At 71.1% G+C, this 14,751-nt stretch carries 10 protein-coding genes and 2 pseudogenes; 5 read left to right on the forward strand and 7 right to left on the reverse strand.

Going from position 1 to position 14,751, the window contains the following annotated elements; all coding sequences use genetic code 11:
• Positions 1-563: 563 nt before the first annotated feature.
• From ACSLIC_RS22125 to ACSLIC_RS22145, 5 genes and pseudogenes are all read right to left on the reverse strand, one after another.
• The gene (locus ACSLIC_RS22125) at positions 564-1,781 is read right to left on the reverse strand and encodes an FAD-dependent monooxygenase (protein WP_436739450.1); all 1,218 of its coding nucleotides are present in this window, start codon (positions 1,779-1,781) and stop codon (positions 564-566) included.
• Positions 1,778-3,175 carry an MFS transporter gene (locus tag ACSLIC_RS22130; RefSeq protein WP_436739451.1) on the reverse strand — a complete coding sequence of 466 codons (1,398 nt, stop codon included), beginning with the start codon at positions 3,173-3,175 and terminating at the stop codon, positions 1,778-1,780. Before ACSLIC_RS22130 ends, ACSLIC_RS22125 begins: the two co-directional genes overlap by 4 nt.
• Positions 3,176-3,352: 177 nt before the next feature.
• Positions 3,353-3,897 (reverse strand): annotated as a pseudogene (locus ACSLIC_RS22135) (ATP-binding cassette domain-containing protein); the annotation flags it as partial.
• A gap of 131 nt (positions 3,898-4,028) precedes the next feature.
• Positions 4,029-4,606 (reverse strand): annotated as a pseudogene (locus tag ACSLIC_RS22140) (LuxR C-terminal-related transcriptional regulator).
• Positions 4,603-6,132: a helix-turn-helix domain-containing protein gene (locus tag ACSLIC_RS22145; RefSeq protein ID WP_436739452.1), complete on the reverse strand. Its 1,530-nt coding sequence runs from the start codon at positions 6,130-6,132 to the stop codon at positions 4,603-4,605. Before ACSLIC_RS22145 ends, ACSLIC_RS22140 begins: the two are co-directional and overlap by 4 nt.
• Positions 6,133-6,273: 141 nt before the next feature.
• Here ACSLIC_RS22145 and ACSLIC_RS22150 point away from each other — a divergent pair, with 141 nt between their 5' ends.
• Together ACSLIC_RS22150 and ACSLIC_RS22155 are read left to right on the forward strand one after the other, a co-directional pair.
• A complete protein-coding gene (locus tag ACSLIC_RS22150; protein WP_436739453.1) occupies positions 6,274-6,834 on the forward strand; it encodes an HXXEE domain-containing protein in 561 nt (186 codons plus the stop codon).
• The gene (locus ACSLIC_RS22155; RefSeq protein WP_436739454.1) at positions 6,831-7,037 is read left to right on the forward strand and encodes a hypothetical protein; all 207 of its coding nucleotides are present in this window, start codon (positions 6,831-6,833) and stop codon (positions 7,035-7,037) included. The genes ACSLIC_RS22150 and ACSLIC_RS22155 overlap by 4 nt, the downstream gene beginning before the upstream one ends.
• A gap of 27 nt (positions 7,038-7,064) precedes the next feature.
• Here the strand turns inward: ACSLIC_RS22155 and ACSLIC_RS22160 are convergent, their stop codons facing one another.
• Together ACSLIC_RS22160 and ACSLIC_RS22165 are read right to left on the reverse strand one after the other, a co-directional pair.
• Positions 7,065-7,760, reverse strand: coding sequence for a DUF5701 family protein (locus tag ACSLIC_RS22160; RefSeq protein ID WP_436739455.1), 696 nt, complete (start codon positions 7,758-7,760; stop codon positions 7,065-7,067).
• 98 nt (positions 7,761-7,858) lie between these two features.
• Positions 7,859-8,422, reverse strand: coding sequence for a CGNR zinc finger domain-containing protein (locus ACSLIC_RS22165; protein ID WP_436739456.1), 564 nt, complete (start codon positions 8,420-8,422; stop codon positions 7,859-7,861).
• A 56-nt stretch (positions 8,423-8,478) separates the two neighbouring features.
• On the opposite strand from ACSLIC_RS22165, the gene ACSLIC_RS22170 reads away from it, so the two are divergent.
• The 3 genes from ACSLIC_RS22170 to ngcE all read left to right on the forward strand — a co-directional run bounded on the left by ACSLIC_RS22170 (position 8,479) and on the right by ngcE (position 14,721).
• The gene (locus ACSLIC_RS22170; protein WP_436739457.1) at positions 8,479-9,708 is read left to right on the forward strand and encodes an MFS transporter; all 1,230 of its coding nucleotides are present in this window, start codon (positions 8,479-8,481) and stop codon (positions 9,706-9,708) included.
• Between the two features lie 383 nt (positions 9,709-10,091).
• Positions 10,092-12,821, forward strand: coding sequence for an aconitate hydratase AcnA (acnA, locus tag ACSLIC_RS22175; RefSeq protein WP_436739458.1), 2,730 nt, complete (start codon positions 10,092-10,094; stop codon positions 12,819-12,821).
• Between the two features lie 472 nt (positions 12,822-13,293).
• A complete protein-coding gene (ngcE, locus tag ACSLIC_RS22180) occupies positions 13,294-14,721 on the forward strand; it encodes an N-acetylglucosamine/diacetylchitobiose ABC transporter substrate-binding protein (RefSeq protein ID WP_436739459.1) in 1,428 nt (475 codons plus the stop codon).
• Positions 14,722-14,751 lie beyond the last annotated feature (30 nt).

Genomic DNA, 14,751 nt, shown 5'->3' on the forward strand with positions numbered 1-14,751 from the left:
GGTAGTCGGGGTGCTCGGGCAGCTCCAGACTTCCTGTTCGGACCGTCGTCTGGGTCGGGATGCGGTCGGCGCTGCCGGTGACGGTCGTGCGGGTGATGGCGAGGTGCTCCCGACGCACTCCGGCCTCGCGAAGCTGGTCCTGCAGGGCACCGATCCGGGTGCGGAGTCCGTCGGCCGGGGCCCGGGCGGCGACTTCCTGGAGGCCGAGTGACTGAAGGAGCGGGGTCAGGTTCGTCGGGGATGCAACAAAGCGCCGCACGGCGCACCATGCGCATCCACGTTATGCAGACCTGCCGCCGGCGATCTGCCCGGCATCGCGCCGGACCGGACGGTGGCCGGACCTCTCATCAGCGTCTCCGAGGGCACCTACCGGGCCCGGCGACACCACCCCCAGGTCATCCGTTCGACAGGGGGACACAGCCATACCGGGGCCGGAGGCCAGCGGCCCCTTGCAGGACCGCGAGAACACAACGGAGGGCTGCTGGCCCCGGCCACCCCTGTGGGATGACCGGGACGCCCCCGCTGGGGCGACGGCGCTTGTGGAACCGAGCAGGGCTCCGAGTTCACGCCATGGGCGTGAACTCGGGCAGGACGAGGGCTGAATGGGCCGGTCGTCCTGCCCCGGTGGGGATGGCACCGAGGTTGCGCAGCCTGTCGTTGCGTTCTGCCAGGGCCTGGGGCGTGAGCGGGAAGAGGGTGGCACCGCCCTTGCCGACCAGATCCTGGTTCATGGTCACGAAGCCACGGGTGGAGTGTTCGTAGGCGGCGAAACTCGCGGCGTGGCCCCCGTCGGCCAGGGAAGCGGCGAGCATGTACGCGCCGACGAGGGCGAGGCTGGTGCCCTGTCCCGTGAGGAACGACGGCGCCCATGCGGCGTCGCCCACCAGAGCGACCCTGCCGTGGGACCAGCGGGGCATACGGATCTGGCCGACGGCGTCGAAGAACACGTCGTCCGCGTCACGCAGGGCGGCCAACATGCCCGGGACCTGCCACCCAGCGTCGGCGAAGACCGTGGCGACGAGGTCACGTTGGGCCCGTGGATCTGGGAACGCGTCGAACGGCGGTTGCTGCTGGGCGAAGTTCAGGAAGGCGTGCACTTCGTCGCCACCCACCGCGTAGAGGGCCGCGGCTCTGCCCGGAGAGTTCCACATCACGGTCTCGTGGGAGAGGCCGAGGGTGTTGCGCATGGTGAACACGGCGAAGCAATAGCCGAGGTAGTGGTGGAACTGCTCTTCGGGGCCGAACAGCATCTCGCGGGTACGCGAGTGCATCCCGTCCGCACCGAAGACGAGGTCGAAGGTACGCCTGCCACCCCCGCGGAAGGTGACGTCCACACCGTGTCCGGACTGGTCGAGGGTGTCGACGAGATCATTGAACACGAACTCCACGTCGTCACGGACCACTGTGTAGAGAGCCTCGGTGAGGTCCCCGCGCCGCACCTCCAGGTCCCGCTCCGCGACGCCGCCGGTGACACTGTGCGGGTGGAGTGAGGCCACCTCGCTGCCGTCGCCTTCGAGGAAGGTGATACGGCGAAGGTCGATGTGTGCCTCTCGCAGCCGCGGCAGGATCCCCATCCTTCGGACGACTTCCAGCGCGGTGCCGCGCACGTCGATGGGGTAGCCGCCGCTGCGCAGCGCGCCCGCCTTCTCCACCACCGTGACCTCGTATCCGCAGCGGTTCAGCCAGAACGCGAGGACCGGACCGGCGATGCTGGCCCCGGATATCAGGGCCGTGGGCTTCCGCCTGGTACGAGTACCCGTCAAATGGTTGCTCAAGGTCATTCCTTGACTCCTTTGCTCATGGTTCGGACGACGAACAGGGACAGCACCGCGACGACGCCGGCGGAGAGGAAGCCGGTGGTGAAGGCCGATTCGGCTGGGACCCCGGACCCGGAGGGGGTTCCCGAGGTGAGGAACGTGCCGCCGAGCAGGCCGCCCACGGCGGAGCCCAGCACACGCGTCACCAGGACCAGACTGGTGGCGATGCCGGTGTCGCCTTCATCGACGGAGGAGGCGATGCTGGTCACCATGGCCGTGACGCACAGGCCGCTGGCGAGCGCGATCAGCGCCTTGCCGACGGCGATGTGCCAGACCTCGGAGTGGACGGCCGACAGCGCGAGCAGGGCGACGGCCATAAGGACGGTCGCGGTGGCGACCACGGCACGCGAGCCGAAGCGCCGCTCCCCGATTGCCCCGAGCGGCCCGGCCAGCGTCGCGGCGACGGCTCCCGGCAGGAGGACGAAGCCGATCTCGGTGGCGCTGAGTGCGAAACCGTATCCGCCACCGGACACGTCGAGCAGCTGGGGAACGAGGTAGACCCCCATCGCGGTACCGAGGCATATCACGAACGTCACCACACACGACTTCCAGATCACCGGCCGTGCCAGCATGCGCAGATCGACCATCGGCGCGGCGGCGCGGCGCTCGACGGCTGTCCACCCGGTCACGAGGGCGGCCAGCACCGCGATGAGGGTGACGAACACGAGTGGCTGCGAGCCTGCCTCGGGGGCCAGTGCGAACACGAACAGGAGGGTGACCAGGATCCCGCTCAGGAGAAGCAGGCCGGGCCAGTCGATCCCTGCGCCGTCCGACCGGCCGGGTGGATCGGATGGCATCAGCCTGTACACCAGCAGGCTGGCCCCCATGACCGCGAAGGTCGGCACCGCGAACATCCAGTGCCGGGAGAACGCTTCCGCCACGGGCCCGGCAGACAGCAAACCCACCATCGAGCCGCCAACGAACATCCCGCTGACCAGCCCGATGGCGGCCTTCGACGCTCCCGGGGGGAGGTGTTTGCGCACCACGATGAACGACAGGGGCAGCGCCCCCACCATCGCCCCCTGAAGGATCTGGCCGACCAGCAGCACCGGTAGGTTGGGCGCCAGGGCGGACACCAGGCCGCCGACCGACACCACGGCCATCAGCCGGATGAGGACTCGCTTTCCGCCGTAGCGGTCGCCGAGTTTGCCCGCGAGCGGGGTGATGAGCGTGCCGGTGACGGCGAGCACGATGTTGAGGAGGGCCCCTTCGGACGGCCGCATGTGCAGCTCGCGTTGCAGGAGGGGGAGCGTCGGTGCGACGACCGACTCCAGGGCACCGGTGGAAACCGCCAGCATGCCGAGGGCTGCGACAGCGGACTTCCGCATACGGACCGGTGAGGCCGGAGTTGTGGTCATGAGCGTCCCTTCCGTTGGTGCCGGGCGAGTAGGGGTCCGGCCGCCCGCGTGGCGCTTCCACCCGCCTCGGCCGTTGACGGCTTCGTGGGGGAACCGCACTTCGGAAGTGATGTGGCCGGTCGGCCTGCCGGCGCTCGGTCGGCGAAGTGGGCGGGCGCATGGCCGGGGTCACTCACGGCGAGCGCTGCGGCCGCCGCCGAGAGACCCGCGTGCACCCGGTGCAGCGCGGCGCCGCGCTTCGTCGGCGAGTTTGACCTGCGTGAGCATCGCCGCGGCCCGGCTACGTCCTGAGGCTGCCCGGCCAGGCGCACGGGCGGCAGCACGTTTTGTTCCACGGTCAGCGACGGCAGCAGGTCGAACGCCTGGAAGACGAAGCCGAGGTGGCCGCGGCGCGACTCGGCCAGCCCGTTCTCCTTCCTGTCGGTGAACTCCATGTCGCCGAGGAGTACGGACCCCGCCGACGGCCGGTCGAGCCCGGCGGCACACTGCAGGAAGGTCGATTCGCCGGACCCGGACGGACCCATGGCAGCGGTGAAGGTGCTGTGTCGGAGGCCGAGGCCGACGCCCGCGAGCGCATGCACGGTGCCCGCGCCACAGCCGCACTGCCACCGGACCTCACGCAGTTCGACGGGGAGCCTGGGCGGGGCGGCTGTGGCCTCGGGGCGGTGTTCCGCCCTCGTCCAGTCGTCCGTGTGCCGCCGCTTGCCCATGCATAGCCTCATGTGCCGTCTCCCTCGTCCGTCTCGTCCGTGTCTCTGGGACGGGTGAAGAGTGCGGCGACGGCTCGGCGCCTGGCGTCATACCCGGGAGCCAATGTGGGCCCCCTACCGCGGTAGGGGCGGGAGGAGAAGGGCTACTGCCCTGGGGCCACGAGCCCCGACCCGTACGCGAAGACCACCGCCTGGGTGCGGTCGCGCAGGTCGAGTTTGGTCAGGGACGCGGCCCACGTGCGTCTTCACCGTCTGCTCGGCCAGCACCAGAATGGGGCGATCTGCGTGTTGGACCGGCCGCGGGCGACCAGGGTGAGTACCTCGGCCTCGCGTTCCCTCAGGCTCTTGGGCCGCAGCGCGGGCTTGTCCCGTCAGGCGGGTCGCTGCTGGGCGAAGTCGGCGAGGAGGCGGCGCGTACGGAGGGGGCGAGCAGCGTGTCGCCCGAGGCCACCACGCGCACCGCCGCGATGAGGTCGGCCGACGGCGCGTCCTTCGGCAGGAAGCCGCTGACGCCAGCCCGTAGCGCCTCGTACACGTAGTCGTCGACGTCGAAGGCGGTGAGCATCAGCGCCGGCCGCCGCCCGGAACCCGCCCCGGACGGTGTCACCGCGCTGCGGTGGCTGATCGTCCAGTGGCCGGAAAGTCCCAGAGATGCCGCCGCGCCCCTCCCTGTCCCGCTAAGTAGCAGGTCAGACGGGGTGCGGCGGCACTCGCATATCAAATGTCCCGGAACGTCTCGATCTGCGCCCCCACCGAGTTGAGGCGTTCGGCCAGGTCCTCGTAACCCCGGTTGATGACGTACACGTTGCGCAGGACCGAGGTGCCCTCGGCGGCCATCATGGCGAGGAGGACGACGACGGCGGGGCGCAGGGCGGGCGGGCACATCATCTCGGCGGCGCGCCAGCGGGTCGGGCCCTCCACCAGAACGCGGTGCGGGTCGAGGAGCTGGAGGCGGCCGCCGAGGCGGTTGAGGTCGGTGAGGTAGATGGCGCGGTTGTCGTAGACCCAGTCGTGGATGAGGGTCTGGCCCGAGGCGGCGGCGGTGATGGCCGCGAAGAACGGGACGTTGTCGATGTTCAGGCCGGGGAACGGCATGGGGTGGATCTTGTCGATCGGCGCCTCCAGCTTGGAGGGGCGCACGGTCAGGTCGACCAGCCGGGTGCGGCCGTTGTCGGCGGCGTACTCCGGGGTGCGGTCGTGGTCCAGGCCCATCTCCTCCAGGACCGCCAGCTCGATCTCCAGGAACTCGATCGGCACCCGTCGTACCGTCAGTTCCGACTCGGTGACCACGGCGGCGGCCAGCAGGCTCATCGCCTCGACCGGGTCCTCCGAGGGGGAGTAGTCGACGTCGACGTCGATGACGGGGACGCCGTGCACGGTGAGGGTGGTGGTGCCGATGCCCTCCACGCGTACGCCCAGCGCCTCCAGGAAGAAGCAGAGGTCCTGGACCATGTAGTTGGAGGAGGCGTTGCGGATGACGGTGACGCCGTCCTTCCGGGCGGCGGCCAGCAGCGCGTTCTCGGTCACGGTGTCGCCGCGCTCGGTCAGCACGATCGGCTTCTCCGAGGGCTCGGGCGTCTCCACCTCGGCGTGGTACAGACCCTCGGTGGCGGTGATGGCGAGGCCGAACCGGCGCAGCGCGATCATGTGCGGCTCGATGGTGCGCGTGCCGAGGTCGCAGCCGCCGGCGTACGGCAGCTTGAAGCGGTCCATGCGGTGCAGCAGCGGGCCGAGGAACATGATGATCGACCGGGTGCGGCGGGCCGCCGTCTGGTCCATGCCCGCCATGTCCAGGTCGGCGGGCGGGATGATCTCCAGGTCGTGCCCGTCGTTGATCCAGCGGGCGCGCACGCCGATGGAGTTGAGGACCTCCAGCAGGCGGTAGACCTCCTCGATGCGGGCGACCCGGCGCAGGGTGGTGCGCCCCCGGTTCAGCAGCGAGGCGCAGAGCAGCGCGACACAGGCGTTCTTGCTCGTCTTGACGTCGATCGCACCGGACAGGCGCCGCCCGCCGACCACTCGCAGATGCATCGGCCCGGCGTAGCCCAGAGAGACGATCTCACTGTCCAGGGCTTCACCAATTCGAGCGATCATCTCAAGGCTGATGTTTTGGTTGCCGCGTTCGATGCGGTTGACCGCGCTCTGGCTGGTGCCGAGCGCCTCGGCGAGCTGTGCCTGTGTCCAGCCGCGATGCTGACGCGCGTCACGGATGAGCTTGCCGATGCGTACCAGGTAGTCGTCTGCCATGCCCGCAGGCTATCTCAGATATGAGATGTCGTCTCGTTGGGGGGTCCATTCGGGCGGTGGGCTGTACGAGGCTTGGGGGAAAGGGGCCTGACGGGCGGTCGGCCTTCCGCCGCACCGGCCGCCACCGGCAGACTCCGCCCCATGACGACACCGGGGGAAGTGGCGGAAGGGTCCTGCGGCGGGGGCGAGGAGGTGCCGGCCTGGGTGACGCTCGGCCTGCTCGGGGCCTGGGCGCTGCACCACGCGGAGGAAGTGCTGGCGGCGCGGTACTGGATTCCGGCCCGGGTGCCGGAGCTGCGCCAGCGGTTCCCGCAGGTGCCGGAGCGGGTGTGGCGGGAGATGGCCGGCATGGACACGCGCCGGTTCGCCCTCGCCGTGGCAGGGGTCGGCCTGGTCGTGGCGGCGGCAGCCGCCGAGGGGCGGCGTACCGGCGGGCGTCCGGCGGCCTACCAGTCCGTACGGGACGGCTTCGGCCTGCACGGACTGGTCCATCTGGCCCAAGCCGCCCTCGTCCGCGGCTGCACGCCCGGCGTCGCCACCACCCCGCTCCTGGGCATCCCCGACACCCTGGCGGCCCGCGCACGCCTGCGCCACGCCGGCGTTCCGCGCCCCACCCGCTCCGGCGACGCCGCGCTCGCCCTCGGCCTCGCCGGAGCGGTGACGGCCGGCGCGCACCCGGCGGCCCGGCGGTTGGCCGGGTGACGGGGGTGCGGCGCCGGGCCCGCGACGTGCGCCACTACGGCATCCGTACCGTCTGCGACCACCTCACCGACGATGCCCGCACGTACGAGCCCGCGTACTACGCCGACCTCGAACGCCTCGAACTGGCCCTGACCGCCCGCCACCCGTACCCGCACACCGCCCGGCTCTTCCAGCTCACCGCCCGGAAGGGGGCGGACGGCTGAGGGCCGGGCGGCGGTCGCGGCCCGGCCCTACAGGCCGACGCGCGCCCCCTGCCCGCCGTCGGCCGAGGCCATGCCGAGCCAGGTGTGCGGATTGCCCTCCCAGCACCAGCCGAGCTTCGGCGCGCCCTGACTGATCCAGAGGGCCGGGACCCGGCGGTCGCCGCAGCGGGTGGCGCCGAGGGAGAAGCATTTGTTCGTGGCGAGCGCCGCCGGGTACTGCGTGACCAGCGCGATGCCCTCCTCCACCGTCAGCGTGGTCCGTCCGCGTCCGGCGATCTCCGCCATGGCCTCGGCGGGCACGGTCCCGCAGAACTCCTCGCCGCGCTCCACGCCGAACAGCAGGTGGGCGACAGGCCGGCCGGGCAGGCGCAGTTCCTCCAGCGTGGTGAACCGCTCCAACGCGCCCGGTCCGTAGTTCCGGTCGACCAGGCCCGGCCTGCTCTTCCCGGCGAGCGAGGTCCGCGCCACCGCCGCCTCGACGGGCACCAGCTCCCGGGAGATGACGAGCAGGAACGGAACCCGTCCGTTCTCCGGCTCCGGCGCGCGGAGCGTCGCGGCCCGGTCCGCCACCACCTTCCGCAGCGGTGTCACCCGCTCCGCGAACTCCTCCTCCGGCACCCCTGCCAGAGCCGGGTACCCCGCCTCCAGCAGCCTCGCCACCTGCCGGTCGAACTCCCCGCCCGCGTCGAACCCCGCCACCTCTTCCGTCTCGGCCTCGACCACCGGTGAACTCCCTTCGTAGTCAAGCTAGTTGAGTGCATTCCCTGGCCAAGCGCTCCATCCGGCCGGAAAATTCCCCGCCGCCCCGACGTACGAAGCGGTCAGCCGTGCGCCCGCCGGTGTGCGGCCACCCGCTCCCGCGTGGCGCACCGCCGCGAGCAGTACCGGCGGGCGGGGCCCGCGCCCTGGGTGAGGAACACGTCCTGGCAACTCGACGAGGCGCAGACGGCGCCCGGCGGCAGCTGGCGGTCCCAGATCAGCACCGCCAGCGCCATGCAGGAGGAGGCCAGCAGCCACTCGCCCCACGCCGCGTCGTCGTCGCTGTCGAGGTGCGGGTGCCAGGGCGTGGTCCCGGCGTGGGAGGTGAGGCGCAGGGGGCCGGCGCCCGAGGCCAGCAGGTGATTGAGGGCGTGGGCGGCGGTGTCCGTGTCCGGGGCGGCGAGGACCTCGCGGACCCGGAGTGCCGCAGCCCGCATCCCGGCGACGTCGGCCTCGGTGAGGGTGAGCGGGCCGCGCTCCCCGTGGCGGAGCAGCAGCTCGGCGAGGGCGGACGGGTCGGGGCGCTCGGGGGCCAGTGCGTTGACGAAGGCCACGGTGCGTGCCGCCACCGCCCGCACCGAGTGCCGAGTGGACCAGTCGTCGGGAGTTCCGGAGAGGTCTGCCATCGGGGGAGTGTAACGCCACTTGCGTGGTTTTCCGTTACCTCGGTAACGTCCCGTGGATGACAAAGCGTTACACGACGGGCTGGTTCCTGACCGGGGGCGCTGTGGCCCGCACCGGCGACGAGATGGCGGGCCCCGCGCTGCTCCTCGCCGGGTTCGCGTTGACCGGCTCGCTCGCCACCGCCGCCCTGCTGCTGTCCGCGCTCACCCTCCCGGCTGTCCTGGGCGGCCCGCTCCTCGGCGTCCTGCTGGACCGCGCGTCGTACCCGGGCCGCCTGCTCGCGGCCGCGCTGGTCCTCTACGCCGCCTGCCTCGCCCTGGCCGCCGCGAGCGCGGGCCGGGCGCCGACGGTGGTCACCCTCGCCTGCGTGGCCGCCGCCGGGCTCCTCGCGTCCGCGCCGGCCGGCGGCTGGAGCGCCCAACTCCCGTACGTGGCACCGTCCGGCCTGCCGGCGGCGACCGCTCGCGACGCGGCCACCTTCCACTTCGCGAGTCTGGCCGGCCCCGCTCTCGTCGCGCTCCTCGCCGCCTTCACGCTGCCCTCCGTCCCCGTCGCGCTCGCCGCCGCCCTGCTCCTGCTCGCCGCCCCCCTCGCCTGGCGCCTCCCCGGGCCTGTCGGGCGGGCCCGCGTGCTCCCCTCGCCGCCTGCCCGGAGCGCGCCCACGGCCGCGCTCCGGGCAGGGCTGCGCCTGACGGTCCGGAACCCGGCGCTGCGGGGGGCCACCGTGACTTCGGTGCTCTCCTGTACGGCTCAGGGGATGCTGGCGGCCTGCGCCGCGCCGCTGGGGGAGCGGGCGCTCGGCGGCGCCGCCCGAGGAGTCGCCCTGCTGGCCGTCGTCTCACTCGCCGCCCTGGCCGCCAACGCCGCGCTCGCCAGGTATCCCCTTCCGTGCCGCCCGGAGGTGCTCCTGCGGTGGACCGCGCTCCTCCAGGGCGCGACCCTGCCGCTGGCGGCGACCTGCCACCCTGCCCTCGTCGTCGTGGCCGCCCTGTTCGCGGGCGTCGGGGAAGGCCCGCAGCTCTCCGCCCTGTTCGCGGTGCGCCACCGGGAGGCTCCCGCGCGGCTGCGGGCCCAGCTCTTCACCACCGGCGCGAGCCTGAAGTCGACCGGCTTCGCCGCCGGGGCCGCCCTCGCGGGCCAGCTGGCCGATGCCGCGCTCCCGGTCGCGCTGCTGGCGGCTGCCGCCCTGCACCTGCTGGCCGGAGCCGTCCCCGGGGGGCGGGGTGAGCGCCGGACGTGTCCGCCGGGCGCGAGGGAGGTGCGGACGTATCCGCCGCGCCGTGGGTGACGACGGGCCCGCGGTGGCGATCCGTCCGGTCCGGACCGGGTGGGCTGTGCGCGGTGAGGCGGTGCCCGAGCGGGTGCGGCGCGGGGGCCTCCGTCGTTTCATGGACCGGGGAGCTGGGTGCTGGGGCGCCCCGGTGCCCGCAGTTCTCCCCGCACCCTGCGGCGGCGGCGCGCAGCGCCCCGGCGTGCCGTATCGCCAACCCCGAGGCATGCCACGTGCGCGGTCATGTACTAGAGTTATCTCGACATCGAGATATCTACCCAGGGCGTGACCGTGACCGCCGTCGGTAAGGCTTACCTAAGTTAGCCCTACCTCAGCTGACTGGTGCGAGTGCGGGGCGGCAGAATCGCGGTAGAACGCGCACATTGATGAAGGAGACTGTCGTGTCGGCGAACAGCTTCGACGCCCGCAGCACGCTGCGCGTGGGCGACGAGTCGTACGAGATCTTCCGGCTGGACAAGGTCGAGGGCTCCGCGCGCCTCCCTTACAGCCTGAAGGTGCTGCTGGAGAACCTGCTCCGCACGGAGGACGGCGCGAACATCACCGCCGACCACATCCGGGCGGTCGGCGGCTGGGACTCGCAGGCCCAGCCCAGCCAGGAGATCCAGTTCACCCCCGCCCGCGTGATCATGCAGGACTTCACCGGTGTGCCGTGTGTGGTCGACCTCGCCACCATGCGTGAGGCCGTCAAGGAACTCGGCGGCGACCCGGCGAAGATCAACCCGCTGGCCCCCGCCGAGCTGGTCATCGACCACTCGGTCATCGCCGACAAGTTCGGCACCGACCAGGCGTTCGCGCAGAACGTCGAGCTGGAGTACGGCCGCAACCGCGAGCGCTACCAGTTCCTGCGCTGGGGCCAGACCGCGTTCGACGAGTTCAAGGTGGTCCCCCCGGGCACCGGCATCGTCCACCAGGTCAACATCGAGCACCTGGCCCGCACCGTCATGGTCCGGGGCGGCCAGGCGTACCCCGACACGCTGGTCGGCACCGACTCGCACACCACCATGGTCAACGGCCTCGGTGTGCTGGGCTGGGGCGTCGGCGGCATCGAGGCCGAGGCCGCCATGCTCGGCCAGCCGGTCTCCATGCTCATCCCGCGCGTCGTCGGCTTCAAGCTGACCGGTGAGCTCAACGCCGGCACGACCGCCACCGACCTGGTCCTCACGATCACCGAGATGCTGCGCAAGCACGGCGTCGTCGGCAAGTTCGTCGAGTTCTACGGCGAGGGCGTCGCCGCCACCTCGCTCGCCAACCGCGCCACCATCGGCAACATGTCGCCGGAGTTCGGCTCGACGGCCGCGATCTTCCCCGTGGACGGCGAGACGCTGAAGTACCTGCGTCTGACCGGCCGCGACGAGCAGCAGGTCGCCCTGGTCGAGGCGTACGCCAAGGAGCAGGGCATGTGGCTGGACCCGGCCGCCGAGCCGGACTTCTCCGAGAAGCTGGAGCTCGACCTCTCCACGGTCGTCCCCTCCATCGCCGGCCCCAAGCGCCCGCAGGACCGCATCGTCCTCGCCGAGGCCGCCACCCAGTTCGGCCAGGACGTGCGCAACTACGTCCCGGACGACATGGAGGCGGGCAAGGAGTCCTTCCCGGCCTCCGACTCCCCGGCCGTGCCCGCCGACGGCGGCCCGTCCAACCCGGTCCAGGTGACCGCCCCCGACGGCTCGACCTACGAGCTGGACCACGGCGCCGTCACCGTCGCCGCCATCACCTCCTGCACCAACACGTCCAACCCGTACGTGATGGTCGCCGCCGCCCTCGTCGCCAAGAAGGCCGTGGAGAAGGGCCTGACCCGCAAGCCGTGGGTCAAGACCACCCTCGCCCCGGGCTCGAAGGTCGTCACCGACTACTTCGACAAGGCGGGCCTGACGCCGTACCTCGACAAGGTCGGCTTCAACCTCGTCGGCTACGGCTGCACCACCTGCATCGGCAACTCCGGCCCGCTGCCGGACGAGGTCTCCAAGGCCGTCAACGACAACGACCTGGCCGTCACCTCGGTGCTCTCCGGCAACCGCAACTTCGAGGGCCGGATCAACCCCGACGTCAAGATGAACTACCTGGCCTCCCCGCCGCTGGTCGTCGCGTACGCCCTCGCGGGCTCCATGAAGGTGGACATCACCAAGGACGCGCTCGGCGTGGACCAGGACGGCAACGCCGTCCACCTCTCCGACATCTGGCCGACCGAGGCCGAGGTCAACGACGTCGTCGCCAACGCCATCGGCGAGGACATGTTCAACAAGTCCTACCAGGACGTCTTCGCGGGCGACGCCCAGTGGCAGGCGCTGCCGATCCCGACCGGCAACACCTTCGAGTGGGACACCGAGTCCACCTACGTGCGCAAGCCCCCGTACTTCGAGGGCATGCAGATGGACCCGGCCCCGGTCGAGGACATCTCCGGCGCCCGCGTCCTCGCCAAGCTCGGCGACTCGGTCACCACCGACCACATCTCCCCGGCCGGTGCCATCAAGGCCGACACCCCGGCCGGCAAGTACCTCACGGAGCACGGCGTCGAGCGCCGCGACTTCAACTCCTACGGCTCGCGCCGGGGTAACCACGAGGTCATGATCCGCGGCACCTTCGCCAACATCCGCCTGCGCAACCAGATCGCGCCGGGCACCGAGGGCGGCTTCACCCGCGACTTCACCCAGGCCGAGAAGGCCGGCGACGCGCCGGTGGCGTTCATCTACGACGCCTCGCGCAACTACATCGACCAGGGCATCCCGCTGGTCGTCCTGGCGGGCAAGGAGTACGGCTCCGGCTCGTCCCGTGACTGGGCCGCCAAGGGCACCGCGCTCCTCGGCGTCAAGGCCGTCATCGCCGAGTCCTACGAGCGCATCCACCGCTCCAACCTCATCGGCATGGGAGTCCTCCCGCTCCAGTACCCCGAGGGCCACTCCGCCGAGACCCTCGGCCTGACCGGTGAGGAGACCTTCTCCTTCAGCGGTGTCAGCGAGCTGAACAACGGCACCACCCCGGCCACGGTCAAGGTCACCACCGACACCGGTGTGGAGTTCGACGCGGTCGTCCGCATCGACACCCCCGGCGAGGCCGACTACTACCGCAACGGCGGCATCATGCAGTACGTGCTGCGCAACCTGATCCGCAAGTAGCGGCGCCGCGCCCCGTCCGGGGCGCGTCCCGCGGCGGCAGAGGGCCGCACCCCCGCTCCGGCGGGGGTGCGGCCCTCTTCGCGTCCCGGGGCGGACCGCTGCCGCCACGTGCCGCCCGGTCGGCGCGCCGTCCAGAATCGCCGATTCCGTTACGCCTGGGGCGCGTTGAGCCGATGACCGGCCGGAGGTCTCAACTCGGGAAAGAGTGCCGGTCAATACTGTGTTCGATCTTGCAGCCCGCGCGAGGAGTGGACTATACCTGTCGGCGTCCGCCGGAGTTTCGGCCCCGGACAGGACGGGTCAGGGGGAGCCCCGGGGGACCCGGGGAGCACAGCGTCTCCCCCAACTCCCCCTGGCGTCCCGTGAACCCAGCACCGTCGCACATCCAGCACGACCCCAGCTTCACATCACCAGCGGTGCCGGGGAGGTTCCGGTTCACCGCCTGAGTCCTGGAGAAAGCGAGGACTTGAGCATGGGTTCCACCTCAGGAATCGACCGGCGCTCCCTCATCAAGCGGTCGGCGGCCATCGGGCTGATCTCCGTCCCCACGATGAGCTTCCTGTCGGCCTGCGCCAGCGGCGACTCGGCCGACAACAAGGTCGAGAAGGGCGAGAAGAGCGAGGGCAACCCGCTCGGCGTCAACGCCTCGGCCCCCCTCGACTTCGTCCTGTTCGACGGCGGTTTCGGCGTCGAGTACGCCGAGGACGCGGTCAAGGCGTACGAGAAGACGTACCCGAAGGCCAAGGTCAAGTTCGGCTCCACCCAGAAGATCCAGTCGGAGCTCCAGCCGCGGTTCAACGGCGGCACCCCGCCGGACCTCATCGACAACTCCGGTGCCGAACAGATGGACATGGGCGTCCTGGTCGGCAAGGACCAGCTGACCGACCTCACCCCGCTGCTCGACGCCCCCTCGATCGACGACCCGTCGAAGAAGGTCCGCGACATCCTGCGGCCCGGCATCATCGAGATGGGCCAGTACGACGGCGACGCCTGCTACATCCTCAACTACGCCTACACGGTCTACGGAGTCTGGTACTCGCAGACCGCGCTCGACAAGCTCGACGCGGAGTACCCCGAGGACTGGGACGCCATGCTGGCGCTCTGCGCCAAGGCGAAGAAGAAGGGCATCGCCGGCTGGACGTACGCGGGCAAGTACCCGTACTACATCCCCTTCTCGCTCTACCCTTTCATCGGGAAGATCGGCGGCCGCGAGGTCCTGGACGCCATCGACAACCTGGAGCCCAACGCCTGGAAGCACCCGGCGGTCAAGGCCGGCTTCGAGGCGTACTACGAGCTGTACAAGAAGGGGTACGTCCTCAAGGGCACCCCCGGCATCGACCACGTCGAGTCGCAGACCGCGTGGACCCAGGGCAAGGCCCTGTTCCTGCCCAACGGCTCCTGGGTGGAGAACGAGACGGCGGGCACCACGCCGGACGACTTCCAGATGACGGTCGCCGCCCCCTCCAGCCTGGACAGCTCCGACAAGCTGCCGTTCGGCGCCCTGTGGGCCTCGGGCGGCGAGCCGTTCATCGTCCCGAAGAAGGCGAAGAACCCCGACGGCGGCATGGAGCAGCTGCGCATCATGCTCAGCGAGAGCTCCTCGAAGAACTTCACCGGCAAGGTGAAGTCGCTGACCGCCCTCGACGGCGGCACCGACGGCCTGAAGCTGACCTCCGCCCTCAAGTCGGCCGTCGCCGCCCTGGAGAAGGCCGGCGAGAACATCCTCAACCCGCGCCTGCAGGACTGGTACGTCGAGCTGCAGAAGCAGAAGATCGGCGCCGGCGCGATCGGCGAGATGATGGCGGGCCGCATGACCCCCGCCGAGGCGATGAAGAAGTGTCAGGAGTTCGCCGACGCGGCGGCCAAGGACGAGTCCATCAAGCACTACCGGCACAAGTGAGACAGGCGGTCGCGGGCCCGCCGGGTGCGG

Origin of the sequence: Streptomyces sp. BBFR102 (assembly GCF_051397025.1) — a bacterium.
GTDB lineage: Bacteria > Actinomycetota > Actinomycetes > Streptomycetales > Streptomycetaceae > Streptomyces.